At 66.7% G+C, this 24943-nt stretch carries 16 protein-coding genes; 12 read left to right on the forward strand and 4 right to left on the reverse strand.

What is annotated here, in order from left to right; translation table 11 throughout:
- The first annotated feature begins 175 nt into the window (after positions 1–175).
- The 8 genes from ACAH41_RS12605 to ACAH41_RS12640 all read left to right on the forward strand — a co-directional run bounded on the left by ACAH41_RS12605 (position 176) and on the right by ACAH41_RS12640 (position 12967).
- Positions 176–2656: an EAL domain-containing protein gene (locus tag ACAH41_RS12605; RefSeq protein WP_325651196.1), complete on the forward strand. Its 2481-nt coding sequence runs from the start codon at positions 176–178 to the stop codon at positions 2654–2656.
- 160 nt (positions 2657–2816) lie between these two features.
- Positions 2817–3149 (forward strand): hypothetical protein, encoded by a 333-nt coding sequence (locus tag ACAH41_RS12610; protein ID WP_325651198.1) that lies wholly within the window; start codon positions 2817–2819, stop codon positions 3147–3149.
- Positions 3150–3692: 543 nt separating this feature from the next.
- Positions 3693–5759 (forward strand): AAA family ATPase, encoded by a 2067-nt coding sequence (locus tag ACAH41_RS12615; RefSeq protein ID WP_325651199.1) that lies wholly within the window; start codon positions 3693–3695, stop codon positions 5757–5759.
- Positions 5740–7650 (forward strand): UvrD-helicase domain-containing protein, encoded by a 1911-nt coding sequence (locus ACAH41_RS12620; RefSeq protein ID WP_325651200.1) that lies wholly within the window; start codon positions 5740–5742, stop codon positions 7648–7650. The genes ACAH41_RS12615 and ACAH41_RS12620 overlap by 20 nt, the downstream gene beginning before the upstream one ends.
- Before the next feature lie 723 nt (positions 7651–8373).
- On the forward strand, positions 8374–9492 hold the full coding sequence (locus ACAH41_RS12625) for a hypothetical protein (protein ID WP_370538316.1): 1119 nt from the start codon (positions 8374–8376) through the stop codon (positions 9490–9492).
- A 31-nt stretch (positions 9493–9523) separates the two neighbouring features.
- Positions 9524–10750: a toxic anion resistance protein gene (locus tag ACAH41_RS12630; RefSeq protein WP_325651202.1), complete on the forward strand. Its 1227-nt coding sequence runs from the start codon at positions 9524–9526 to the stop codon at positions 10748–10750.
- A gap of 107 nt (positions 10751–10857) precedes the next feature.
- On the forward strand, positions 10858–12324 hold the full coding sequence (locus tag ACAH41_RS12635) for a VWA domain-containing protein (protein WP_325651203.1): 1467 nt from the start codon (positions 10858–10860) through the stop codon (positions 12322–12324).
- A 13-nt stretch (positions 12325–12337) separates the two neighbouring features.
- Positions 12338–12967, forward strand: a complete 630-nt coding sequence (locus ACAH41_RS12640) for a hypothetical protein (protein ID WP_325651205.1) — start codon at positions 12338–12340, stop codon at positions 12965–12967.
- A gap of 2 nt (positions 12968–12969) precedes the next feature.
- Here ACAH41_RS12640 and ACAH41_RS12645 read toward each other — a convergent pair whose 3' ends face one another.
- The gene (locus ACAH41_RS12645) at positions 12970–15015 is read right to left on the reverse strand and encodes an alpha/beta fold hydrolase (RefSeq protein ID WP_325651207.1); all 2046 of its coding nucleotides are present in this window, start codon (positions 15013–15015) and stop codon (positions 12970–12972) included.
- Between the two features lie 122 nt (positions 15016–15137).
- On the opposite strand from ACAH41_RS12645, the gene ACAH41_RS12650 reads away from it, so the two are divergent.
- From ACAH41_RS12650 to ACAH41_RS12660, 3 genes are all read left to right on the forward strand, one after another.
- Positions 15138–15971: an SHOCT domain-containing protein gene (locus ACAH41_RS12650; RefSeq protein ID WP_325651209.1), complete on the forward strand. Its 834-nt coding sequence runs from the start codon at positions 15138–15140 to the stop codon at positions 15969–15971.
- Between the two features lie 438 nt (positions 15972–16409).
- Positions 16410–17393 (forward strand): MBL fold metallo-hydrolase, encoded by a 984-nt coding sequence (locus ACAH41_RS12655; protein ID WP_325651211.1) that lies wholly within the window; start codon positions 16410–16412, stop codon positions 17391–17393.
- Positions 17394–17549: 156 nt separating this feature from the next.
- Positions 17550–19556, forward strand: a complete 2007-nt coding sequence (locus tag ACAH41_RS12660; RefSeq protein ID WP_325651212.1) for a serine hydrolase domain-containing protein — start codon at positions 17550–17552, stop codon at positions 19554–19556.
- 111 nt (positions 19557–19667) lie between these two features.
- Here ACAH41_RS12660 and ACAH41_RS12665 read toward each other — a convergent pair whose 3' ends face one another.
- Positions 19668–20903: a hypothetical protein gene (locus tag ACAH41_RS12665; protein ID WP_325651213.1), complete on the reverse strand. Its 1236-nt coding sequence runs from the start codon at positions 20901–20903 to the stop codon at positions 19668–19670.
- 211 nt (positions 20904–21114) lie between these two features.
- Here ACAH41_RS12665 and ACAH41_RS12670 point away from each other — a divergent pair, with 211 nt between their 5' ends.
- The gene (locus ACAH41_RS12670; protein WP_325651215.1) at positions 21115–22113 is read left to right on the forward strand and encodes a hypothetical protein; all 999 of its coding nucleotides are present in this window, start codon (positions 21115–21117) and stop codon (positions 22111–22113) included.
- 28 nt (positions 22114–22141) lie between these two features.
- On the opposite strand, the gene ACAH41_RS12675 is transcribed toward ACAH41_RS12670, so the two are convergent.
- Both ACAH41_RS12675 and ACAH41_RS12680 read right to left on the reverse strand, forming a co-directional pair.
- Positions 22142–23671, reverse strand: coding sequence for a PAS domain S-box protein (locus ACAH41_RS12675; RefSeq protein ID WP_325651217.1), 1530 nt, complete (start codon positions 23669–23671; stop codon positions 22142–22144).
- A gap of 28 nt (positions 23672–23699) precedes the next feature.
- On the reverse strand, positions 23700–24722 hold the full coding sequence (locus ACAH41_RS12680) for an ABC transporter substrate-binding protein (RefSeq protein ID WP_325651219.1): 1023 nt from the start codon (positions 24720–24722) through the stop codon (positions 23700–23702).
- Positions 24723–24943 lie beyond the last annotated feature (221 nt).

Genomic DNA, 24943 nt, shown 5'->3' on the forward strand with positions numbered 1-24943 from the left:
AAGGCGGGGGGCTGGCGAACTGCGCCGGCAGCCGCTCAAGTCTTGACGCATGTCGCCGAAAAAAGCGGATGTACGTCGTTCAGCTTGATGTCGATGAACCAAGCGCTGCGCACCACGGCGATGCGCAGCGGCGACCGTCCTGCTTTCCTGTCAATCCATCCGCAGAGCTGCCGCGATGAGCCTGCGTTCCCGCCTCCTGTGCCTGGTATTGCTGGCCACACTGCTGCCGGCCTTGCTTCTCGGCTGGCGTTTCTTGAAGGAAAGCGAAGCCGAGATCGCCGACGCGGTCAGCAACCTGGCCCTTTCGTCCAACAACGTGGCGGCGGCGCTTGATCAGCGCGTTCAAGGCACTGCGCAGCTGCACTACGGTCTGGCGCACTCTCAACTTCTCGACAGCGCCGACCGCGTTCTGTGCTCCGCCCACCTTTCGTCGGTTCGCGAGACTTACCCGCAGTACACCGGCATCGTGACGGTGCTGCCCGATGGGCAACTGCATTGCGACTCCTTGCAGAGCGGACGTGTGGTCAACCTGTCCGACCGAAACTATGTGAAGCGTGTGCTGGCCGGCGCAACCGGCGTCTCGACCGAGCCCGCATTCGGTCGCCTCACGGGCACCGCGGTGCTGCAGGTCGTGTATCCGGCCCGAGCCGACGACGGTGCACTTCGCTACATGTTGGTGGCCTCCTTGAACCTGCAGAGCTTCGCCGAAGACGCACGACGGCAGTCTCTTCTGGAGGCGGCCGAGCTGCTGCTGCTGGACGACAAAGGCACCGTGCTGGCCTCGGTGGGCGGCAAGGAAGTTCTGCACACACCCGGCGCGTCGATGGCGGGCAGTCCCATCTTCGCCCTCGCACAGTCCGGCGGCATGGGTGAGATCATTGGCGTCGACGGCCTGCGTCACGTTTGGGCCGTGGCGGACGCTCCGACGATGCAGGCAGCGGGCTTGCGCGTCATGCTTGGCCAGCCTCACCAGGTGCTGGTGGCAAGTTCGAGACGACACCTCCGCGAGGGTCTGGTTGTCCTGACCGGGGCAGCGCTGCTGTTGTTTGCTGGGGTCTGGTCGCTGGCGGAATGGGGAATCCGGCGCCCGGTGGCACGCATCACGTCGATGGTTCGCAACCTGGGCGCGGGCGACCTGAACGCGCGCATCGCCATGCCCTATCCACGCGGCGAGCTGGGTGGGCTGATGTCCGCGCTCGACAGCATGGCCAACTCCTTGGGCCAGCAGCGCTCGGCAATCGTCGAGCTCACCGAACACCTGCGCGAAGCGCACAGCCGCGAAATCTCGGAGCGAGAGACGAACGAGAAGCAACTGACCCGCATGGCCAACTTCGACGGCCTGACCGGCCTGCCGAACCGAGCGCTGTTTCGTGACCGCCTCCAGCAAGCCATCACGCGCTCGCGCCGTTCATCCAAGCGACTGGCATTGATGTTCCTGGACATCGACCGTTTCAAGGTCATCAACGACAGCCTGGGCCATGAAGTTGGCGACCAATTGCTGGTGGCCATCGCCGACGTGCTGGCAGACTGCCTGCGCGACAGCGACTCGATCGCCCGCAGTGGCCAAGCAGCGGCGACAGACGAAGTCTTTCGCCTGGGTGGCGACGAGTTCATGATCCTGACCGAGGACGTGAACGCTGGCGAAGCGGCGGCCATCGCCAGGCGAATCCTGAGCGCGCTGGCGCGCCCCATCATGGTCGGTGCACATGAGCTCTTCGTCACGGCAAGCATCGGCATCACGCTGAACAGTGATTCAGGCGTGGACCTCGATGGTCTGATCAAGCAAGCCGACATGGCGATGTACCGGTCCAAGGAAATCGGGCGCGACACCTTCTGCTTCTTCGAAGAGAAGATGAACCAGGCCGCCACCGAACGCCACGCGCTCGAGGTCCAGCTGCGGCAGGCGCTGGAACGCGGCGAGTTCCAGCTCCATTACCAGCCCAAGGCCAACATCCGGACAGGCCAGGTCATCGGTGTTGAGGCACTGCTGCGATGGAAGCCTGCAGGCCAGGCGCTGGTCGCACCCGACCGTTTCATTGCCATCCTCGAAGAGACCGGGCTGATCGTGCCGGTGGGCGCATGGGTCTTCCGCGAAGCCTGTGGGCAGATGATGAAGTGGCAGCGTGCGGGCATGCGCCCGCTGCAGCTTGCGGTGAACGTTTCGGCCAGGCAATTCAGGCACCCCGAATTGGTCCAGCAGATCGCAGGCGTGCTGGGCGAAACCGGCCTGGCACCGCAACTGCTGGAAGTCGAGCTCACAGAGAGCATGCTCATCGACGACTCGGAGGTGGTCACGCGCACGATGGCCGAGCTCGGCCGCATGGGCGTCGGCATCGCGATCGACGACTTCGGCACCGGTCAATCGTCGTTGCGCTACCTCAAGCGCTTCAACGTGGACACGCTCAAGATTGATCGCTCATTCGTCAAGGACACGCCCAACGACTCCGAAGACAGTGCGATCGCCAAAGCCGTGATCGCACTCGGCCATGGCCTCGGCATGAAGGTCGTCGCCGAAGGCGTCGAGACACAGGCGCAGCTCGACTTCCTGTGCGCGCACGGCTGCGACGAACTGCAGGGTTACCTGCTGAGCCGCCCAGTCGAGCCCGATGCCTTTTCCGCATGGTTCCGCCGGCTCGACGCGCCTGCGTCGCCATGACGACATTGGCTTGACCTATTGAGGTCGCTCTTATCCAAAGAAAATTTTGATCCGTTCGCACTGAGACGGCCCTTGATCCATCCGCACTGAGACAGTTCTGGATCCGTTCGCACTGTTTTGGATCCGTTCGCACTGAGCCTGTCGAAGTGCCTGCATCGAGGTGCGCGCCGACTCCCCTCGACAGCCTCAGCGTGATCGGGAATTCCAGCTCAACCCGAACGTGGGCGATGTCATGATTGCGTCCGGCGGCGCTGAGAACACGGCCAATGTCTACGCATCACTGGCGCGGCGCGCGTCACGGCCCGACAGCACCTGCAGCTCTCCGCGGCGAAGCGGCGGCGGCCAATGCAGCGGCACCGTCAATGCCATCGTCCCGAACGCGTTCAAGCCCGGCACCGCCAGCCTTGCCCTCAGCGCCAAGGATTGCGGCAGCAATTTCAACCAGACCGCTGCTGCGGCGCTTGTCCAGTTGAAGCTGGTGACGGGGCCCTAAAAGCGCCGCCTGGGCGCTCAATAAACCGCGCCCCCGCCACTTGCGCCACCGTCTGCGCAACGCGCACCACCGGGCCGGTGCCCAGGAAACACCTGCATGGGCGAACGCGTACCGAAATTTGCGTGGACGTCGAGATGACCGCTTCGCAGCGGCACTGATCGTCGGGACTGGAGACTCGGCCGGCTGCTTCCGCTGCAAAGCAGGCGGCCCGATGCATCCACCGTCCCAAGATCCCGTATGAAAAATGGGCGGAGCCTCATCAAAGCCCAGGAGGTCAGGAAATTCGACGTCCGTGATGTTGTCAGTCACGAAGCGAGCTGTGAGATATTTCCGTGCAGCGACTTTCGCGCCCAAAAGTTTGCCGAAGGTCGAATGCAGCAAGAAGTACGAAGTGTCGGTCAGGCCCATGAGGCTAAGTGACTTACACCACTGCTCTGGACATCACCCTAGCCCGGGCCGCGGGTGGCCCATGGCGCACCGCCGTTGCGCGCGTTTCGCCTGGAATCGAAAGTGCGCTGGGTAACCAGTCTTAAGAATGCACGTATGTACCTGAAAAAGATCCGAGCTGAGAACTTTCGCGCCTTCGGTGAGTCCGCGACCGCCCCTGCGCTAGATTGGTCGCTCAATCCTGGGATGAACATCCTTATCGGCGAAAACGATGCCGGAAAGACGGGGCTCATCGACGCGATACGTATGGCCCTGTGGACGACCAGCTTTGAATCAGTGCGACTTGCTGACCACGACTTTCACGTCGGGCCTGCCGGTAGGGCTGAACGGTTGGTCATCGAGGCGACGTTCTGCGGCCTGTCAGATCCACAAGAGGCGGCGGTACTCGAATGGCTCACGTACGAAGCCGATGGCTCGCGAAGCTTGGTGTTGAACCTGCAGGCAAGGCGTCACGCGCCGCAGCCTGGCCGTCGGCCTCGGGTCGAGTCAATCACGCGCGCGGGTGCTAACGGGAGTGGTCCGGAGATTGGCTCCGCGGTACGTGACCTGGTGCGTGCGACTTACCTGCGTCCGCTACGGGATGCGGAGGCCGAACTTCGACCTGGCAGGCAGTCGCGGCTGTCCCAGATTCTGAGTGCCCACGACCTGATGGCTGGCCAGGAGACCAGCGACTTCGACCCTGCGAATCCGCACGCGGCCTCCACGTTGGTAGGCGTGATGAATCAAGCGCAGCATCACATCGGCCAGAACGCCGCGATCACTGCCGTACAGAAGGACATCAACGAGAACTACCTGGGCCAGATGGCGTTTGCAGGGGATAGCCTGACCTCCCAGATTCGCTTGGTGGGCGAGGCCAACCTCTCGCAAATCCTCGAGCGGTTCGAACTCGGTCTCGCACCTCCCAATGGGGTTCCCGCCGATGAGCGCTGTCTGCGCGGGCTCGGCTACAACAACGCGCTGTTCATGGCTACCGAGCTCGTACTGCTTCGCTCGGGAGACGACCTCGGCCTGCTGCTGGTCGAAGAGCCCGAAGCCCACCTCCATCCTCAGCTGCAGGAGTTGGTCATGGATCTGCTGCAGATGAAGCCGGTCGCGAGTCAAGCGCCGGTTCAGGTCGTCCTGAGCACTCACAGCCCGTCTCTCGCGGCGGGCGCGGCGATTGAGGCGATGACGCTCGTGCACCGCGCCAGAACGTACCCGCTACGGATCGGCGAGACCAGGCTTGCCAGGGCCGACTATGAGTACCTGCGCAGGTTCATCGATGCAACGAAGTCCAACCTGTTCTTCGCCCGTGGTGTTGCCATCGTCGAGGGGCCTGCAGAGGCGGTTCTGCTGCCGGCCATTGCAGAAATGTGCGGGTTGTCGTTCTCGAAATACGGAATCTCCGTCGTCAACGTCGGCGATGTCGGGCTGTACCACTACGCGCGGGTCTTTCAGCGGCAAGCTGCTGGGGAGTCGATGCCGATTCCGGTCGCTTGCATCACGGACCGGGACATCGTCCCGGACGTTGCTAGCTACGTGACGATTCCCTCGGACGGTCGCAAGCGCTTTGATAAGGACTACGCGGCGGGAGAGGCGGGCTTGGCCGTGGCGGCAAAGAAGGCAAGGGTCGAATCTGGCAGCGATCCGATGGTGATGGTGTTCGTATCGGACCGTTGGACGCTTGAGTTTGACTTGGCAATCAGTCCACTCAAGTCGATGATGCACGTCGCCATCTCGATGGCGAAGGCTGCCAAGAGCCGAGATGAACGCATGACGGAGCAAGACGAGGTGGCTGCCAAGAAGGCGGCTACCGATGGGTGGGACGCGTTCGAAAAGATGCAGAGCGATGCCATCGTCCTCGGGTCACTGATCTACCAGCCGCTGTACCAGAAGAAGGCGTCCAAGGCTGTAGCGGCACAGTACGCAGCTGCGCTGATTCGCTCTGGCGCCTATGGGGCTGGCCAGGCGCTCCTGGATAAGCTGCCCGCATATCTCAAGGCGGCGCTTCGGCACCTAACAGGGACGGTTGACGCGCCCGCTACCCTTGCCGCTTCCGCCGCTGCGACCGCCCCAGTCCCCCATACCGCGCCGGCGGCTACTTCCGCGCCCGCAGCAGCAGCCGCGGCGGCACCGTCTGCGACCGCCGTGGGGAGGCCTGACGATGCCACTACCCATTCTTGATGAGGACGACCTCTGCGAGCTGGCAAGGTCGTTTCCCTCGCTCGACTTCTCCGACGTGCAGCGGCAGGCGGTCCTTCTAGAGATGGGCCCTCGCGACGTCCAAGCAGCGCCCGGAAGCGGGAAGACGACGCTGCTTGCCGCGAAGCTGGCGATGCTTGCGAGGAAGTGGAAGCATCCGCGCCGCGGCATATGTGTGCTGAGCCACACCAACGTCGCCCGAGACGAGATCGCGAAGCGCCTCGGCGCCACGGCGACAGGTTCGAACCTTCTTGGATACCCGCACTTTGTCGGGACTATCCACGCGTTCGTGAATCAGTTCCTCGCGCTCCCCCATCTCAGGAGTCGTGGCGAGCTGGTGGATGTTGTAGATGACGATGTCTTCGCTGCTCGGGCGTTTTCCCTGCTGAACCACAAATGGAAGCTCAAGGGCTGGGTTCAGATGAACCCCAACAAGGGGCCGGCTGCCATAGCGAGCCTGCGGTACCAGGGCAAGGACGTTGAGTTCGGCTGGGAATTTGGAGAGCTCCCAGGGCCCGGGTCGCCGTCCTACAACCAAGCCAAGGAGATCAAGGACGAACTCAGGAAAAAGGGGGTCTTCCGCTACTGCGACATGTTTGCTTTCGCGGAGAACCTCCTTGCCAAGTCTCCCGAAGTCGCCAAGCGCCTCTCGCACCGCTTTCCTTTGGTGCTAATTGATGAGATGCAGGACACGAGCGCCGAGCAGGAGAATTTGCTTTCACGCATCTTCGAAACGGATGTCGTGATGCAACGGTTCGGCGACCACAACCAGCGTATTCTGATCTCCAGCAAGGCCGATGTACTCTCGTTCCCGCGCACGGGACACCTGAACGTCAGCTCCACAAAGCGCTTTGGCGAGTCCATCGCGGAGGTCGTGCGGTCTGTGCAGGTTCACGGCGAAGCGGTAACGGCCAACGCGTCGGCCAACGCGAGACTGCCAGTACTCTTCCTTTACGAGACCGCGTCTGTTGAGACCGTGATCGACGCATTCGGAAAGCATGTGCTGGCGACGTTCACTGACGCGGAGCTAGAGGGAGCCAAGGTCAAGGCAATCTGCGCGCGCAAGAAGAGCGAGGCGAACACTGAGCCTGGTCGGCACCTTGGGGACTACTGGCCTGCCTACAACGGGTTCTCGAGCACGCCCAGTGGCGCCGAGAGCGTTCATAGGCTGCTAGCGAATCCGGCGGGAATGGGGGCAAGCAGCTTCGCGCTGCAAGCACGGGTGCGTGATGTTCGGCGGGCGATCCTGCTCGCAATGCGCGCGGGCAAGGCGGCTGCTGTCCGCGACGTGAGGGACTCGACGTTCCTCCTTCGTCGGCTGGAGGAGCGGGGTGTGGCTACAGAAAATGTCCGGAAACTCTGTCACACGCTGACTGTATCCCGCGATCTGACGCTACCGGCAAACTGGGAGAGCACGGTCGACGCCATGTATGTCTGCCTTCAGCATACGTTCGAGGATGGTCATGATCGGGGTGAATTCGGTAAGGCCCCATGCTTTGAGGTGACCGCTGACGCGAGCGAGAAGCGGGCTGCCATGGATGAACATACCTCCGAAGAGGGCGGCCGAAAGGTGCGAATCTCACTGGGAACGATCGCTTCAGTAAAGGGGGAGACGCACTTGGCGACGCTGGTTCTGGAGGCACATGCTCACCCAGCAAGGTCACATGACATCGAGGCGGCACTAGCCAGCATCGCCAATCAAACGCTCCTGCCCAAGAAGGCCGCCGATTCGAGCAAGAGTCTGTATCGGAACCTGTACGTTGCTTCATCCAGGCCAACTGATCTGCTGTGCTTGGCGATGCATCGCAATAGGGCGATCTCTGAATGCGTCGAGACGCTGGCCAAGAGGGGCTGGGCGATTGTCCGGGTCTGATTGGTCTGAAGCGGCAAGAAGGCTCGTTGCCCGAGCTGATCTCGCTTCTTCTCAGGGTCTTCTGCCAGGCCGCCCTCGGCGGTTAATATTTCAACGGGAGAAGCGAATGATGGCCGAGAAAGGTGCGCGGCACTTTGTCCTTCCGGAGAAGCTTCCGCGCGAGAACGTGAAGGGCACGAGACCCGGAGAATCGCCTACTCGCACTGCACTCCATGAGGGCGCGCGGCCTGAAGTTGCGCACCGGTAGCGCCGGCGGTGACTGCCCCCAGGTCGTCGAACATCGACCCTCAGCTCTGCTGCCGGGTAGGTATCCCACAACCCTAAACAGAAGCAGTCCAACAGCGCCGCCCTCAATAAACCGCCGCCCCCGCCACCTGCGCCACCGTCTGCGCAAACTTCGCTTCCGTCCCCGTCCCCAGGACACCAGCGCAAACGGCTGCAGGTTCTGCTGGTTGAACGGGTCCGCCGGGAAGGCATCTGCCGAGACTTCGACTTCGTACTCGCCTTGGGCGGGGTTCTCCAGCACGACCTGCTTGAAGGTCTGGATGCCTTCGTGGGCGTCGGCCGCATGGGGGCGCAGCTTGCCAGCCTGCTCTTCGGTCCAGCAGCAGGAATACGCGGCACGCAAATGACACCAGGCATGTGGTGTCCTGTCACAAAGCGCCGCTAGCGTCGCGCGCAAGCACCATCGTCGTGGTGCGTGAGGAGCGCAAATCTTTGGCAGTGCGTAAGTTGTTGGCGCCCGTGCTGGGAGTGGCCTTGCTGGCCGCCGTCGGCGCAGGCGCGTGGTACTCCCACACCCGTTTGCAAGGCGATGCCGTGGCCAGTGCCGCAGCGCAGCAGGTCCAGGCGCAGCAAGTCACGCTGCGCGGGCTGATCGGCTCGGAGAAAGAAGCGTTTTTCGCGGACCCGAAGGTGCAGCAGGCACTGGCGGCCCAGGGGCTGCGCGTGACGGTGGAGACAGCCGGCTCCCGCGCGATTGCCGCCGGCTTCGACCCCGGCCGCTACGACTTCGGCTTTCCGTCCGGCGCACCGGCCGCGCAGCAGCTCAAGTCCAAGGCCAAGGCGGCGGCGGTCTTCAACCCCTTCTACACGCCCATCGTCTTTGCCAGCTGGCGGCCCATCGCCGAAATCCTGGTGGCCAACGGCATCGCCACGAAACACGGCGACTTCTACGAGCTGACCGACCTGCCGGCGCTGATGAAGCTGGTCGAAAACGGCACGCGATGGGACGAGCTGAAGGCCAGCGCAGCCTTTGCCACCCGCAAGTCGGTGCTGGTGAGTTCGACCGACGTGCGCACCTCGAACTCGGCCGCGATGTACCTGGCGCTGGCCAGCTACCTGGCCAACCGCCAGCAGATCGTGCAGAGCCAGGAGGACGTGGACCGGGTGATGCCGCTGGTCGCGCCGCTGTTCCTGCGCCAGGGCTTCCAGGAGCAGTCGTCTGCCGGGCCCTTCGAGGACTACCTGGCGCTGGGCATGGGCAAGGCGCCGCTGCTGGTGGCCTACGAGTCCCAGCTGGTGGCCTTCTGGCTGAAGAACCCCGCCCAGCGCCAGCGCGACATGGTGCTGATCTACCCGCGCCCCACCGTCTTCTCCAAGCACGTGCTGGTGCCCTACACCGCCGCTGGTGCAAGGCTGGGCACCGCCCTCGAAAACGACCCGGCGCTGCGCGCGCTGGCCCACGAGCACGGCTTTCGCACCGGCGGCGACAGCCATGGCCCCGAAGGCTGGGCCAAGCAAGGCGTGAACGTGCCCGAGGTGCTGGTGGACGTGATCGACCCGCCCAGCTTCGAGTGGCTGGAACGAATGATCGTGGGCATAGACGCCCGCTTCAAATGAACACGAACCGAACAACGAAAGGGAGCCGAACATGAACAACGTCGACAAGCCGGCCGACACGCTGCAGCCGCCCGCATCCTTCACGCTGGAGCCGCCCGCGCCCGTGGTGGCGTTGCCCATCGAATCGGCCAGCGGCAAGGTGCGCCTGAAGCCGGAAGAGGTGTCTGAACTGGACGAGCAGGTGCGGCAGTTCATCGACGACATCAGCGCGCACGACAGCCAGCACCCGCAGTTCAAGCTGGCGGTGGAGCGCATCCACAGCATGGGCAACAAGGACGTGGAAGCTTCGGCTTCGGTGTCCAACCGCATGCTGGAGCGGCCGGTCGGGTCGCTGAAGAACGGGCTGTTCGACCAGGGCTCGCAGATCGGCCAGTCGCTGGTCGACCTGCGCCGCCAGGTCGAGGCGCTGGACCCGTCCCGGCAGGGCGACCTGTTCTCGGCCCGCAAGCTGCTGGGCTTCATCCCGCTGGGCAACAAGCTGGTCGACTACTTCGACCGCTACCAGTCCTCGCAGGCGCACCTGAACGCGATCATCGAATCGCTCAAGCGCGGCAAGGACGAGCTGCTGCGCGACAACGCCGCCATCGAGCAGGAGAAGACGAATCTCTGGGCGCTGATGACGCGGCTGGAGAAGTACGTGCACATCGGCAAGGCGCTGGACAGCCAGCTCGCCGCGAAGGCCGCCGAGCTGGATGCCAGCGACCCCGAGAAGGCCCGTGTGGTGCGCGAGGAAATGCTGTTCTACGCGCGCCAGAAAGTCACCGACCTGCTGACCCAGCTGGCCGTCAACATCCAGGGCTACCTGGCGCTGGACCTGATCCGCAAGAACAACCTGGAGCTGACCAAGGGCGTGGACCGTGCGACCACCACCACCGTCTCCGCGCTGCGCACCGCCGTGATCGTGGCCCAGGCGCTGGCCAACCAGAAGCTGGTGCTGGACCAGGTGAGCGCACTGAACACGACCACCGGCAACCTGATCGCCAGCACCAGCGAGCTGCTGCGCGAGCAGAGCGGTGCGATCCACCAGCAGGCCGCCAGCAGCACCATCGAACTTGCCAAGCTGCAGCAGGCCTTCGCCAACATCTACCAGACCATGGACGCGATTGCCGAGTTCAAGGTCCAGGCGCTGGATGCCATGCAGACGACCGTCAACACCCTGAGCGACGAAGTGGCCAAGAGCCGCAGCTACCTGGACCGGGTGCGCCAGCAGGACGGCAGCGCAGCACTGCAGGCACCGAGCGGCGGGGTCACGCTGTGAGGCTGGGCCGGTGGTGGCTCTTCGCCGCCGTGCTGCTGGCGCTTGCCGCCTGCGGCAAGCGGCCCGCAGCGTCAGCCGACAACGGCGCAAGCGCCACCCCATTCACCGTGCTCGCCGGCTCCGAGCTGAAGGACCTGGAAGCGCCGCTGATCGAAGCCGCGCGAGCCGCGGGTTTGGACCTGAAACTCTCGTATGCCGGCACGCTGGACATCGTCGAGCGCATCAACGCCGGCGAGCATTTCGATGCCATCCTGCCGCCCAACGGTGCCTACCCGGCGCTGGCGCTGCAGGTCAAACCGTTGGCGCGCGACAAGCTCTTCTACTCGCGCATTGCGCTGGGCGTGAAGGCCGCGAAGGCGGCCGAGCTGGGCTGGGACCGGCAGGCCCCCGGCTGGGCCGAGATCGCCCAGGCCGCGGGTGACGGCAAGCTGCGCTACGGCATGACCAATGCCGCCAGCTCCAACACCGGCATGAGCGCGCTGTTCGCCGTGGCCGCGGCCCTGGCCGGCAAAACCGAAGACCTGACCGAGAAGGACGTGGACGAGGCCAGGCTGAAAGCCTTCCTCAGCGGCCAGCAGCTGACTGCCGGCAGCTCCGGCTGGCTGGCCGAGGCCTACATCAAGAACCCGGCCGCCATCGACGCGATGGTCAACTACGAGGCCGTGATCCTGCGCGCCAACGCCCGGCTGGCACCGGCCAACCGCCTGGTGCTGGTCTACCCGCGCGACGGCATGATCTCGGCCGACTACCCGCTGATGCTGCTCAACGAGGCCCAGCGCGCACCGTACAACCAGCTGGTCGCCGCGCTGAAGGCCCTGCCCTTCCAGCGCGATGCGCTGGCCGCCGCCTTCCTGCGCCCGGCCAACCCCGCAGCGCCGCTGGCCAGTGCATTGCCCGCCACCGCAGTGGCCGAGCTGGCCTTCCCGAACAGGCTGGAAGTGATCGACGCGGTGCTGGCCGCCTACCAGGCCAAGTGGCGCAAGCCGGCCACCTCCATCTTCGTGCTGGACCTCAGCGGCTCGATGCAAGGCCAGCGCCTGCAGGCGATGCGCAGCGCGCTGAAGCAGCTGACCGGTGCGGACGCCACGAGCGCCACCAACACGACCGCCAGCGCCCGCTACAGCGCCTTCCAGAGCCGCGAGCGCGTGGTGCTGATCACTTTCGCCAGCGAGGTCGCGCCACCGGTCTGGGTGCGTTTCGACGCCGGCCAGATCGACAGCGCCCGCGCCAGCCTGCTGCGCCAGGCCGACGCGATGAGCGCCGACGGCGGCACCGCGATCTACTCGGCCCTCAGCGAGGCCGAGGCGCTGGCAGCCCAGGAGATGAAACGCGAGCCGGAGCGCCAGGTCAGCATCGTGCTGCTGACCGATGGCGAGAACAACGCGGGCCTGAAACTGGCCGACTTCCGCGCCAGCCACGCCGGCCCGCTGCCGGCCCGCATCTTCCCCATCCTGTTCGGCGAAGGCAACGTCACCGAGATGCAGCAGATCGCCCAGCTCTCCGGTGGCCGCGAATTCGACGGCCGCAAGCTGCAGCTGAGCCAGGTGTTCAAGGAAATCCGGGGGTATCAGTGAGGCCGGTGCCGCGATGCCTGAACGCACGCTGAAGCTGCGCCTGCTGCTGTGGCTGTACAGCAGCGCCAACATCGCCGGCTGCGCACTGGCGCTGCTCGGCCCCGCGCTGCTGTTCGCCGGTGTCATCGCGCACGGCTGGCTGCTCATCACCGCCGGGCTGTACGCGGCCGGTTGGCTGCTGGGCCGCCGCGCGCCGGCGCTGGAGCGGCACATCGAAGACAGCCTGACGGTCGCGCAAACGCTGGACCGCCTGGACACCGTCATCGCCCAGGCCAGCCCGCACCTGAACGACGAGATGCGCCAGCACCTGGCCCGTGTGCGCGAGTCCGCCGCCGAAGTCCTGCCCCGCCTGGTCGGCGTGCAGACGCACGGCGACAACCTCTTCACCGTGCGCGAAACCGTGCTGCGCTACCTGCCCGAAACCCTGGCCAACTACGCCGCCCTGCCCCCTGCCTTCCGCCTCAACCACCCGTTGAAAGACGGCAAGACCGCGCGCCAGCTGCTGGCCGAACAGCTGGACCTGCTGGACAGCCAACTGCGCGAAATCGTCGCCAACGTGGCCTCGCAAGACGCCGCCGCGCTGGTCGCCAACGGCCAGTTCCTGGCCGCGAGGTTCAGGCAGGCGGACTTCCTGGCGGGGTGAGATCAGGGCGCAGGCATCTGCGCCTCGATGCGGCGGCCGGCCAGCGTGCCGCGCAGCGTCGCCAGGCTGCCGGCCTGCTGCTCGGGCCAGCTGACGGCCAGTTCACCGCGCTCGCCAGTGGGGGTCGTGAAGCCGATCTGCGCCGACGCAGTGCCGCGGCCCCAGGGCCATGTCAACCTGCCGTCAACGGCCACGTCGTCGGTGAAGCGCGCTTGGGCGAACGTCAGCTGGTAGATGCCTTCGCTGAACTGGTGGGCCACGCTGCCGCCGCGCAGCGCGGGGCTGAGCGAGCCGCCGGCGCTTTCGAGGCGGGCTGTGGCGTCGCCCAGTTCGAGCACGGCCGAAGCCGCGGCCTTCAGCGCGGCTTCGCCGGCCTGGTTGCCGGGCTGCGCCACGGGCAAGGGCAACGCGGCTGACCGCAGCGCGAACAGCGGCGTGGCGCGGAATGGCGCAATGGCAGCGGCACAACTGGCATCGCCTGCGTCCAACGTCGTGAAGAAGCGGCGCACCAGGTTTGCGCCGCAATCGTCGCGCATCGGCGGCAAGGCGCCGACGTGGAACTCGTTGGCCAGCACGATGTGACGGGCGTTCGGGAACAGCGAGGCCGCCGCGGCGCCTTCGGGCGGCGTGGTGATGGTGTCCAACTCGCCGTTCAGCACCAGCACCGGCACGGCAGGCATTTGCGGGTGTTTCGGCAGCAGCGGCCCGGGCGGGTGCGCCGCGGAAGGCGCAGGCCAGCGCACGCAGGCGTCCAGCAGGCTGTAGTCCAGCGACATGCCGCGGAACTCGTCGATGCTGAACGGCGCGTAGGTGTCGGGCGCGCGGCGCTGGCGGTCTGCGATGCGCCGGTCGTGTTGCTGCTGGCGAGCGGCGGGTGGCAGCGTCATGTCATAGACCTGCGCATAGTCCTGGCAGCTGACGGCCCAGAACAGGCCTTCGCTGTAGGCCTGCGGCAGGTCGTGGGCATAGCGTGGGTCCTGCGAGCTGATGGCCTCGGCCATCAGGCGCAGCAGCGGCGCCTGATCGCCCTGCACGAACGCGCGGGAAGCCGCGTCCAGCTCCCTGGCCACCGCGTACGGCGGCGCGCCGGCCAGCATCACCAGCGCCAGCGTCGAAGCGTCGGCGCGGAAACTCGTCATCTCGCCATCGGCATTGCGCGCTTCGGCGTCGAAGGGATGGGCGCGCAAGGCGTCCAGCGCCGGCTGGATGTGGTCCATGCTGCTGCCCGGCAAGGCCGCGCAGGACGGCGAGCGAGCGCACACGGCATTGAAGGCCGCGTTCATCGTCGGCGCGAAAAACGGGTACCACGGCGACTCGCCGCCGACCATGGGCACCGGGTAGGCCGAGTCCAGCACGACGGAGCGCAGCAAGGACGGATGCCGGTAGGCGAAGACCTGGCTGAAGTAGGTGCCGTAGGAGTCGCCATACAGGTCCACCTGATCGCGCTGCAGCGCGGCCAGCACGGCAGCCAGGTCGTCGGCCGCGTAGGCGCTGCTGTAGAGCGGCGCGGTGGCACCGAGCTGACGGCCGCAGGCGGCAATGTCGGCGACAGTCGGCCCGCCGCTGCGGTGTTCGGTCTGCAGCCGCGGGCAGTCGATGGCTTGTGAGCCGCCGGTGCCGCGGTTGTCCACCAGCAGCAAGTCCTTGCTGTCCATCAGCGGCCACAGCAGGCGCAGGTAGGCACTGCGCGTGCCGCTGGACGGATAGCCCGGGCCGCCTTCGACCGCGACAAAGGTACCTGTGGCCGGCTGGTCCGCCAGGTGGCGGCGGTAGAGCTCGAAGCGGATGGCGATGGTGCCGGGCACCGCGCCGGTGGGGTCGAGCGGGCGGTCCAGCCGGCCGCAGTAGGCGACTTGCTGGCAGCGTTCCAGTGTCAGGTTGCCAACCTGGATCTGGTCGGGACCATGCGCGATGTCCGGCAAGGCTGAAGCCGGATTGGCGGCGCGGGGTACCGCAGCGGCGGCGCCGGCGCCAGCGACAGCCAGGGCCAGCAGCAGCACGAGCAGGGATCGGCAACTGGCTGTCTTCGGGAACTCATGCAGGCGCATGCGGGGCTTTCGGAGGAGATGCGGGGACCGGCGCCAGTATCAACGCGACACGGAAATGGACAGCGCTGTGAAATCCCGGGTGGGCTCGAAGGCTGCCGGGCCACGGTGCTATCGTTTGCAACATGAAGACGAAGCTCAGTCAAACCACTCGTGCCGTGCTGCTCGCAGGCACCACCATCGCCGCCGTTGCCCCGGTGCACGCCGGCATCGCGCCGCTGTTCAGTGCTGCACAGCAGGCCGCATCGAGCGCATCCAAGGGCCCGCGCCTTTGGACGGTGGGCGAGTACTCCGAGGTGCGGCTCGTGCCGATCGAGGCCGGGGCGCCGCCAAATCAGCACCCCGCCCGGGTACCTACCGAGTTGCTGTTCGCGCAACTGCGGGCGATCCGCACGCCGGCGGCAAGCGCCGACGTGCCATTGTTCAGCGACAGCGAACTCAAGGATCTCGTCGATCCGCTTTCGAGGGCACTCGCCACGGCCAGTCCGTCCGACGATGTCGTCTTTGTTTCGTCGGCCCGGCGGGATGACGGAAGCTTCTTCGCCCCGATCGCGGTGACCGCCCGCTTGTTCGTGGCAAACGGCGCATTGCAGTTGATCGTGCACGATGCAAGGTTCGATTTCTTCGACCGGGCACGCGGCACGCACACCCGGCCCGCGTTCGAATTCGGCAGCCGCGCCGCGCCCGGCAGCGCCAAGCTGCAGAGCGCTTCCGCGGCGGCCAAGCGGTCCGATTGGCTGGAAATGCCGCTGGCGATGCCGGCAGCCGTGGCACCCGCCGCCGCTGTGCCGTCCACCGCGCCCGCGGCCGCCGCCTCTCCTGCCCCGCGCGCACGCGAAGCCGTGTCGGCCGACGAGGCGGAGCAGCGATTGCTGACCCTGAAGCGGCTGCGCGAGCGTGGCCTGATCAGCGAAGAGGAATACCAGCAGAAGCGCAAGGAGATCCTGTCGCTGCTGTAACCCGCGTCACCCGCGCGGCACGCGGGATCGGGCAAAACAACCCCCATCCAGGCTGAACAAGCCTGTGGACAAGCGTTGCGCGGCCGTCGCAAGTGCTTGATGCACAAGACGAACCGTCACATTGCTGTAAAAAAGGGCACGCTTTCCGGCCTGTTCATCGGGTCAGTCCCCAGTGACGTTGGACAAGCCTGTGGATAAGCCGGTGACGGCCGCGCCAAGCCCTTGTCACGCCTGGGCGGGCACTGGATTGCGGTAAAAAGCGGCAACCAGGATCTGCCTTTTCTGTCCTTGACTTTTGCGCGATTTCCGAGCTGCTTGAATCCCCACGTCGCAGCGGGTCGGGCCATCTGGGATAGCGTGCCCCCCGACCAGATGCCAGTGGCGGGCAACAAGCCCGGCCGGCAAGCTGGCGTACCAATCATCAGAGGGGCATCCCACATGCAAATTCAAGCACGCGCCAGCCGCGCCATCCTGCGGGCCACCATGGCCGCCATCGTCGCTGCCGCTGGCGGCGTCGCGCTGCTGCCGGCCGCGCACGCCGCAGCACCCCAGGTCAAGACCAGCGCGCCCGGCTACTACCGCGTGATGCTGGGCGACTTCGAGGTCACCGCCTTGTCCGACGGCACGGTGAACCTGCCGGTCGACAAACTGCTGCACGAACCCGCGCCCAAGACCACCAAGGCGCTGGCGCGCAGCTTCCAGCAGGCACCGGTGGAAACCTCGATCAACGCCTACCTGATCAACACCGGCAGCAAGCTGGTGCTGGTGGACACCGGCGCGGCCGGCCTGTTCGGCCCGACGACCGGCAAGCTGCTGGCCAACCTGAAGGCGGCCGGCTACTCGCCCGAGCAGGTCGACGACGTGTTCATCACCCACATGCACCCGGACCACATCGGCGGACTGGGCGGCAATGGCGAACGCACGTTCCCGAATGCCACCGTGCATGCCGACCAGCGCGACGCCGACTTCTGGCTCAGCCAAGCCAACCTCGACAAGGCCACGGCGGAGAACAAGGGCTCGTTCCAGGGCCCGATCAACGCCATTGGCCCGTACCAGAAGGCCGGCAAGTTCGCACCCTTCAGTGGCGACACGACCTTCATGCCCGGCATCAGCGGCCACGCCGCCTACGGCCACACGCCTGGCCACACCACCTACAAGATCGAAAGCAATGGCCAGACGCTGGTGCTGTGGGGCGACCTGATGCACGTGGCCGCAGTGCAGTTCGACGATCCTTCGGTGACCATCGAGTTCGACTCGGACTCGAAGGCCGCCGCGGTGCAGCGCAAGGCGGCCTACGCCGAAGCGGTGAAGACCGGCGAGCTGGTCGGCGCGGCCCACCTGTCCTTCCCCGGCCTCGGCCATCTGCGCGCCGAAGGCAAGGGCTACCGCTTCATTCCGCTGAGCTACGGCCTGATTCGCTGAACTTGCACTGAAGGCTTGACCCAGGCGGCCCGCGAGGCCGCCTTTTTCATGCTGGCGCGAGTCCCCCCAATCTGCGGCTCGCCGCTGGCGCAGCGCGCTGGCATCATGGCCCGCCGCTTCGGGCCATCCGGCCCGGCGGCGCCACAGGAGACTGGCATGGGACGAGCACGTACACGCAAGATCGGCCAACTGGCCATGGCAGCCGGGCTGCTGCTGGGCATCGTGGGGGCGGGACTGCCGCAGTCGGCCATGGCGCAGGCCGCGGCCAGCGCGCTGGCCGCCGATACCCCCAGCACCACCACCCGAGGCAACCGCTTCCTCGCGCCGCAAGGCTGGAAGCTGAGCGTGCGCGGTGGCGCCACGCTGCTGGAAGCGCCCGAGGGCGGCTCGTTTGTGATGCTGATGGACGTGACCAACGCGGCTGATTCGGACGCTGCGGTGGCCGCGGCCTGGGCCGCCTACAAGGGCAGCGCACCGTGGCCGCTGCGCCTGGCCTCGCCGGTGGCCGCCAAGGACGGCTGGACCGAGCGGCGAAGCCTGGTGTACCAGACCAGCCCGAACGAGGAGCGCGGCGTGAGCGCGCTGGTGCAGCGCGCCAACGGCGTGTGGACCGTGGTGCTCGAGGACATCGCCAACGCGGTGGGCGAAAAGCGTGGTGCGCAGCTCAGCCAGATCTTCGGCAAGCTGTTGCCCAAGGGTTATGAGCGCGAGACCTTCGCCGGCAAGAAGGCCCAGCCGCTGACGCCTGAGCGCATGGCCATGCTGAGCCAGTTCGTGCAGCAGGCGATGGCAGAGACCCAGGTGCCCGGCGTGGCTTTCGGCCTGGTGCAGGACGGCAAGTTGGTGTTTGCCGGCGGGCTGGGCGTGCGCGCGCTGGGCCAGCCGGAGAAGGTGGACGCCGACACGCGCTTCCAGATCGCCTCCAACACCAAGGCGATGACCACGCTGATGCTGGCCAAGCTGGTCGACCAGCAGAAGATGGGCTGGAACACGCCGGCCGCGCAGTTGTTGCCGTCGTTCAAGCTTGGCAGCCCCGAGACCACGCGCCAGGTCCTCGTCAAGCACCTGATCTGCGCCTGCACCGGCATGCCGCGCCAGGACCTGGAATGGCTGCTGGAATTCAGGGACCTGACGCCCGAAGGCGCAATGAAGCTGCTGGGCACGATGCAGCCGACCAGCGGCTTTGGCGAGCTGTTCCAGTATTCGAACCCGATGGCCGCTGCGGCCGGCTACATCGGCGGCCACGTGGCCTACCCGGCACTGCCCATCGGCCAGGCCTATGACCAGGCGATGCAGGCGCTGGTGTTCGACCCGCTGGGCATGCGCCGCACCACGCTGGACTATGCCGCGGCCCAGGTGGGCAACACCGCGATGCCGCATGCGCCGAACGAGGACGGCAGCATGGTGGCCGCCGAGCGCCGCATGAACCTGTCCATCGTGCCGATGCGGCCGGCCGGCGCTGGCTGGAGCACGGTCAACGACGTGCTGAAGTACGTCTCGATGGAGCTGGCCGAGGGCAAGCTGCCGGACGGCAAGACCTACGTCTCGCGCGAGCCGCTGCTGGCCCGGCGCGCGCCGCAGGTCACCGTCAGCACCGATCTCACTTACGGCATGGGGCTGGAGGTGAATACCGTCTACGGTACGCCGGTGGTGCACCACGGCGGCGACATGATCGGCTACCACAGCGACATGATGTGGTTGCCCGAGCATGGCGTGGGTGCGGTGGTGCTGACCAATGGCGACCTGGGCTGGATGATCCGCAGCCAGTTCCGCCGCAAGCTGCTGGAGGTGCTGTTCGACGGCAAGCCCGAGGCCGACGCGGCCGTCGCCGCGCAGGCCAAGGCCTACTACGGCGACCTGGCGGTGGAGCGCAAGCTGCTGACGGTGCCGGCCGACCCCGCGGTGGCCGCGAAGCTGGCCAAGCGCTACGTGAACGCCGCCGTCGGCGCGGTCGAGGTCAGCCGCATCGGCAATCGCCTGCACTTCGACTTCGGCGAGTTCGACAGCGACATGGCCACGCGCCGGAACCCGGACGGCACGATCACCTTGTCAACCCTGGTACCCGGCTTCAGCGGCATGGAATTCGTCGTCGGCCAGCAAGGCGACAAGCGCACCCTCACACTGCGGGATGCGCAGCATGAGTACGTCCTGTTGGAACAGTGATGGGGCACCCGGCTCGGTGAGTACACCGAGCCACCCGCCGGGCGGGTTCGCTGGCTGCCTTGGGGCGGCCCGGCGCCGGCCCGCGGGTGCGGTGCCCAGCCGTCACCTTGATCAGACGGGCAAGGTGAACGACAAGCCGATCTGCGAGCCATAGATCGGGTAGCGCACCTTGCAGCGGTAACCGCGCAGCTTGTTGACGTCCCAGCCCAGCGTTTCGCAGGCGTGGCGGATCAGCTCCGGGTATTGCGGGAACTCGGGCATGCGCAAGGCCGACGGGCCGCGGCCCAGCGACTGCACGCTCTCCAGCATGTCCAGCCGATCGCCAGTCCGGGCCGGATCGTCCGGGTGGGCAATGCCGCGCACGACGGTGTCATAGAGCCGCACTTCGGGTGCCACGCCGGGCCACACGTCGTCGTGCAGCAGCGCGTCGACGATGTAGACCTCGGACGGCGGCTCGGCCTGGCCGCCCAGGCCCGCGGTGGGGCCTCCGGCGCCCCGGCGGGCGCGGTGCAGGTTGCGGTAGAGCTGGCCGAAGACGAGGTCGCCGCCGTGGCCGTCGGCCCGGCCCAGCGGCAGGCCGGAGACCGCGGTCTCGACAATGTGGCCGTGGCTCGCTACCTCGATCTCGTCGGTCGAGATGGTGGAGAACTGCGGCAGCAGCATGTCGGCCATGGTGTGCACCGGCTGGCCGTTGATGCCCGACGCAATGAAGCGCGAACCCTCGGCCACCATCGACGAGCTGCAGACCCGCAGCACGCCGGACGGCCGGGTGCGCCGGCAGCCCAGCAGCGCGTCGATGCCCACGCAGTCGTGGAAGTCCGCATTGGTGGCGGACGGGTACAGGATGCCGGTGTTCAGCACCAGTTGCGCCTGCACGCCGCGCAAGGCACTGACCGACTTGAAGGCCGCCGTCTTGTGGCGCAGCTCGAAGGTCGCACGCGACTCCTGGGCCCAGTCGCTGAGCACGGCCTCCAGCGTCGCGCGGTCGCCCATGTCCACGTCGATGAAACGCTCGAAGCCGCTGATCGCTTCATCGACCCGCGCGATGGCGTCGCTGCTCGCGCCGTGCTGCGCGGCACCCTTGAGCATCTGCCGCAGCGCTTCCTGACCGGGGATGGCGAACAGCGTGGCCAATGGGTCGCTGCTGCGTGTGGACGTCATCAAGCGGCTGACGGCCGACTGGCTGAGCTTCAGCACCGCTTGCAGGCCCTTCTGGTCACGGGCACCGGCACGCGCCAGCTGGCCCAGCAACGCATCGATGGAATGCTGCAAGGCCAGACCGGTGGCCTCGGCGCGTTGACGCAGCGCCACGTCGGCCAAACGGCTCCGGGGGATGTCCGAGTTCATCTCGGCAGCATACCGCGACCCGACGGAAAAATATTCTGAGAATTTCTTTCAGAATTGTTGCCTTGATTTCGACACATCGATATGCTGCATTCACTTCTCGTTCATGTTCGGCCGGCACAGCACGCCAACCGAGCCGGGCGAAAGTGCCAACCTCACCCGCCTGGCCACCACCCGGTAGCTGTCCCCGACCGAATGCATGGAGTTTGCTGAGATGACCGTTTCCCGTTCGACCTCTTTGGCCTTGGCCGCCGCTGCCGCCCTGATCGGCGGCCAGGCCGTGGCAGCGCGCCCGTTGCCAGCGGCCATGCAGTCGCCAGCCCAGCGCATGGCCGCCATCCAGCAACAAGCAAGCCAGCAGCATGCCGCGGCCCAGGCTGCCGGCACCGCCGACAACACCGCACCGGTGCTGACCCGCTTCTCGCTGGTGGGCGACGTGAACGCGCAGTCCGTCAATCCCAAGGAAGACCTGGACGTGACCATGTCCGACGAGATGTCGGGCCTGACGACCTACATCATCAACCTGAAGGGCCCGTCAGGCCAGATGGTGCAGCGCGTGGAGACGATGTACGGCCAGATGAAGGTCGATGGCCGCATCTCCATCGGCGCGCAGTTGCTGGGCACGCCTTCGTTCAGCCGCTTCTCCGAGCCTGGCACCTGGCAGGTCGATTCGGTCTTCCTGTCCGACGGCAACTTCAACATGAAGATGTATTGGCCCGAGGACATTGCCACGTTGGGCGGCCGCACCAGCTTCGCGGTGAAGAACACCAAGGGCTACGACATCACGCCGCCGACGCTGACCAGCGGCAGCGTCGAGACGCCCAAGCTCTCGCTGTCCACGCCGCCCGCCGGTACCCCCGTCGGTACGTTGCCTTATGCCAGCGTGAAGCTGGGCACGGCCGACTCCGGCAACGGTGCGGTCGCCGGTGTGCTCGAGGCCATCGTCGAACTCTGCCTGGCCAACCAGTTCGCCGATTGCGTGGACACCATCGAGCTGCACGGCCACGTGGGCCAGGTCGGGCAGGACGCCGCCACGTTCCGGGCGCTGGCCCAGCTGCGTTCGGACCAGACGCCGGGCGTCTACCAGATCCTCAATGTCTTCGTGATCGACAGCGCGCAGAACAACGTGCTGTTGCAGAGCGACAAGCTCGGCGGCGGCGATGACCTGAGCAAGTACTTCCCCGGCGGCATCACGCTGAAGGTCTCGAAGTAAAGTCGTCGGCCCGGGCAGCACCACCAATTCATCCCTCGCCAGGCGGGTCACGCTGTCGGTCTTGCGCCTGCGGCTGGTGTCTCTCGGCCACGCGACCGGAGATGTCGCGCAGGAAAGCATTCGCGACATGGCCTTCGGGCTCGCGCACCGCGCCGACGGAGAGCTCGATCGGGATTTCGTGGCCGTCCCGGTGCAGCGCGGTGATCTCGATGCGCTGGTTGACCACCGGCCCATCGCCGGTTTCGCGGAATCGGTCAAAACCGGCCAGGTGGGCCGCGCGATGGCGCTGGGGGATCAGCAGCTCGTGCATCGGACGGCCCAGCACCTCGGCTTCGCGCCAGCCGAAGGTGGCCTCGGCCTGGCGGTTCCAGCGCGTGATGCGCCCGTGGATGTCCAGGCTGACGAAGGCGTCCGGCGCATGGCGCAGGATGTTGCGCACCCGCTCCTCGCTGATGGCTTGCGCCGCGGCCACCTGCATGCGCTCGGTGATGTCGGTGGTCATCGCGAAGAAACCGCGCACCTGGCCGCGCTCGTCCAGGTCCGGCAGGTAGACCGACTGGAAATGGCGCGGGCCCCGCGGCGTGCCGCGCACACTCTCGAAGACCGTGGACTCGCCGCGCAGCGCGGCCTCGGCCTGCGGGCGCATCTGTGCATAGGCCGCCCTGTCGTCGGCCCAGAACTGCCGCAGCGTGCGGCCCAGCAGCCGCTCGGGCTCGACGCCAAACACCACGCGGTGGTGGGCATTGGCAAAGCGGTAGACTTGGTCGCGGTCCACGTAGGTGATCAACACCGGCACGTTGTCGGTCACCGCGCGCAGCTGGGCCTCGGACTGGCGCAGCTGCTCGCCGCGGCTCGTCAGCGAGGTGGTCATGCGGTCGAAATGGCGGGCCAGGTTGCCCAGCTCGTCGTTGGTGCTGTTGTTCAGCCGCGTGGCCAGGTCCCCGCTGGCCACCGCCTGCGTGGCGCGCTCCAGCGCCTGCAAGGGCTGCAGCACCCGCATGCGCACCACCAGCCCGGAGCAGATCATCACCAGCAGCATCAGCAGCGGCCCGCCCAGCGCCGCGAGCCGCAAGCGCGAGCTGGCTTCCAGCCGCTCCTGCACGGCGTCCTGGTGCCACTGGTAGGCGTAGTCGCTCATGGCCTGGGTGTTGGTGAGCAGCCGGTCCAGCACCATTTCCTTGCGCCGCTCTGAGAAGGCATCGGCCTGGGCCGAGCCGGCCTGCAGCGTGTCGAACAGCGGCGGCAGCGCGTCAGCCACGGCCTTCAATTCCTGGAAGGCCGGACCGTCGGCAACCGACGAATGCTCCTCGGCCAGTGCGGCCTGGATCGCCTGCATGCGCGCCTGCCACTGCTCGGCCGCGCGCGGCTCGGCATGGCGGGCATATTCCTGCGTCACCACCAGCAGGCCGGTGACCTCGTGGGCCATCCGCTGCGCCTGGGCCTGAGTGCGGCTGGCGGCGTCCTCGGCCCGGTCGGTCGCCGCCACGACCCACACCGTGCCGAGGCTCACGAGCACCGACACCACGATGGCGGCCTGCAGCTGGAAGCGGATGCGCATGGTCTGTGCCTTCTCGCCTGGCTGCGGCCTACTTCAGCGAACCGGCCGCATTCGGCACGGCCTGGCGCAAGGGCCCGGCATGCACCAGGCCGAGGAAATTCGGCAGCTCACCGCTGGCGTGGCCCTCGCGCAGGGCCCAGCGGGCCTGGCCTTCCATGGTCGTGATCAGGGACTGGTCCAGCCCGAGGCGGAAGGCCAGGCCCTTCCAGACCCATTCCACCGACTTCGGCTCCAGCTGCAACTGCTCGCGCAGCAGGCGCTGGGCCTCGGCAGGGTTTTGCTGGATCAGCCGCTCGGCGCGGTCGATGGCCCGCAGCAGTTGCTGCAGCATCGCATCACGCGGCACCAGCAGCCTGCGCTGCGCGACCAGGTTGAAGGTGCCAAGGTAGCCACCGGCGCTGGGCAGCAGAGCGGCGCCGCCGTCCAGGCCATTGACCACCGCATGGGCAAACGGCTCCCAGATGCAGACCGCGTCCACCTTGCCGGCGCGCATCGCCGGCAGCATGTCCTCGGGCTGCAGCGGCAGCACCGTGACCCCGCGCGGGTCCACGCCGGAGGTGAGCAAGGCCAGGTCCAGCACATACTGGCTGGACGTGCCGACCACCACGCCCACGCGCTTGCCGGCCAGGTCCTGCAGGGCCTTGGGGGCAGGCGCGCCGTTGCCGCCACGGGCCACCAGCTTGACGTCCTCGGCCGTCGTGGTGAGGGTCGCGATGACGGCATAGTCCTGCCGCCTGAAGGCATTGAAGACCACCGGCAGCTCGCCGGCGGTGGCCACGTCGGCCTGGCCTTCGAGCATCAGCTGCAAGCAGCGGTGGCCGCCAATGCAGTCGATCAAGCGCACGTCCAGGCCCTCGGCCGAGAAATAGCCCTTGCTTTGTGCGACATAGACCGGCAGCGACAGCGGCGTGCGTGACACCGCCAGCGTGACCGGTTCGGCTGCGTCGGCCATTGCGGGGGCGAGCAGCAGCGCGCCGACGGCCGTCAGCAAGTCGAGCCCGGCCCAGCGCCAGAAGCTGGCAACCGACGATGACGACACTTCACAGCCCATGCTTGCCTTCCCGCGTGACGAGCCAGCGCCAGCGCGAAACCAGCGCCCGGAAACCCCGGCGATCGCGACGCATTGTGACGTGCGGCCCGCCATTTGAAGGCAGGCAAAACCACCGCTTATGCGGCGGAATTCAGGGCTTCAAAAACCGGTGTCCCGTTCATTCCGGCAGCGCAAAAGCGATGCCGATCTGCGAGCCGTAGACTGGACGAGCCACGGCGAGC

Origin of the sequence: Ideonella sp., from assembly GCF_041287625.1 — a bacterium.
In the GTDB taxonomy this organism is placed as follows: domain Bacteria; phylum Pseudomonadota; class Gammaproteobacteria; order Burkholderiales; family Burkholderiaceae_C; genus Ideonella.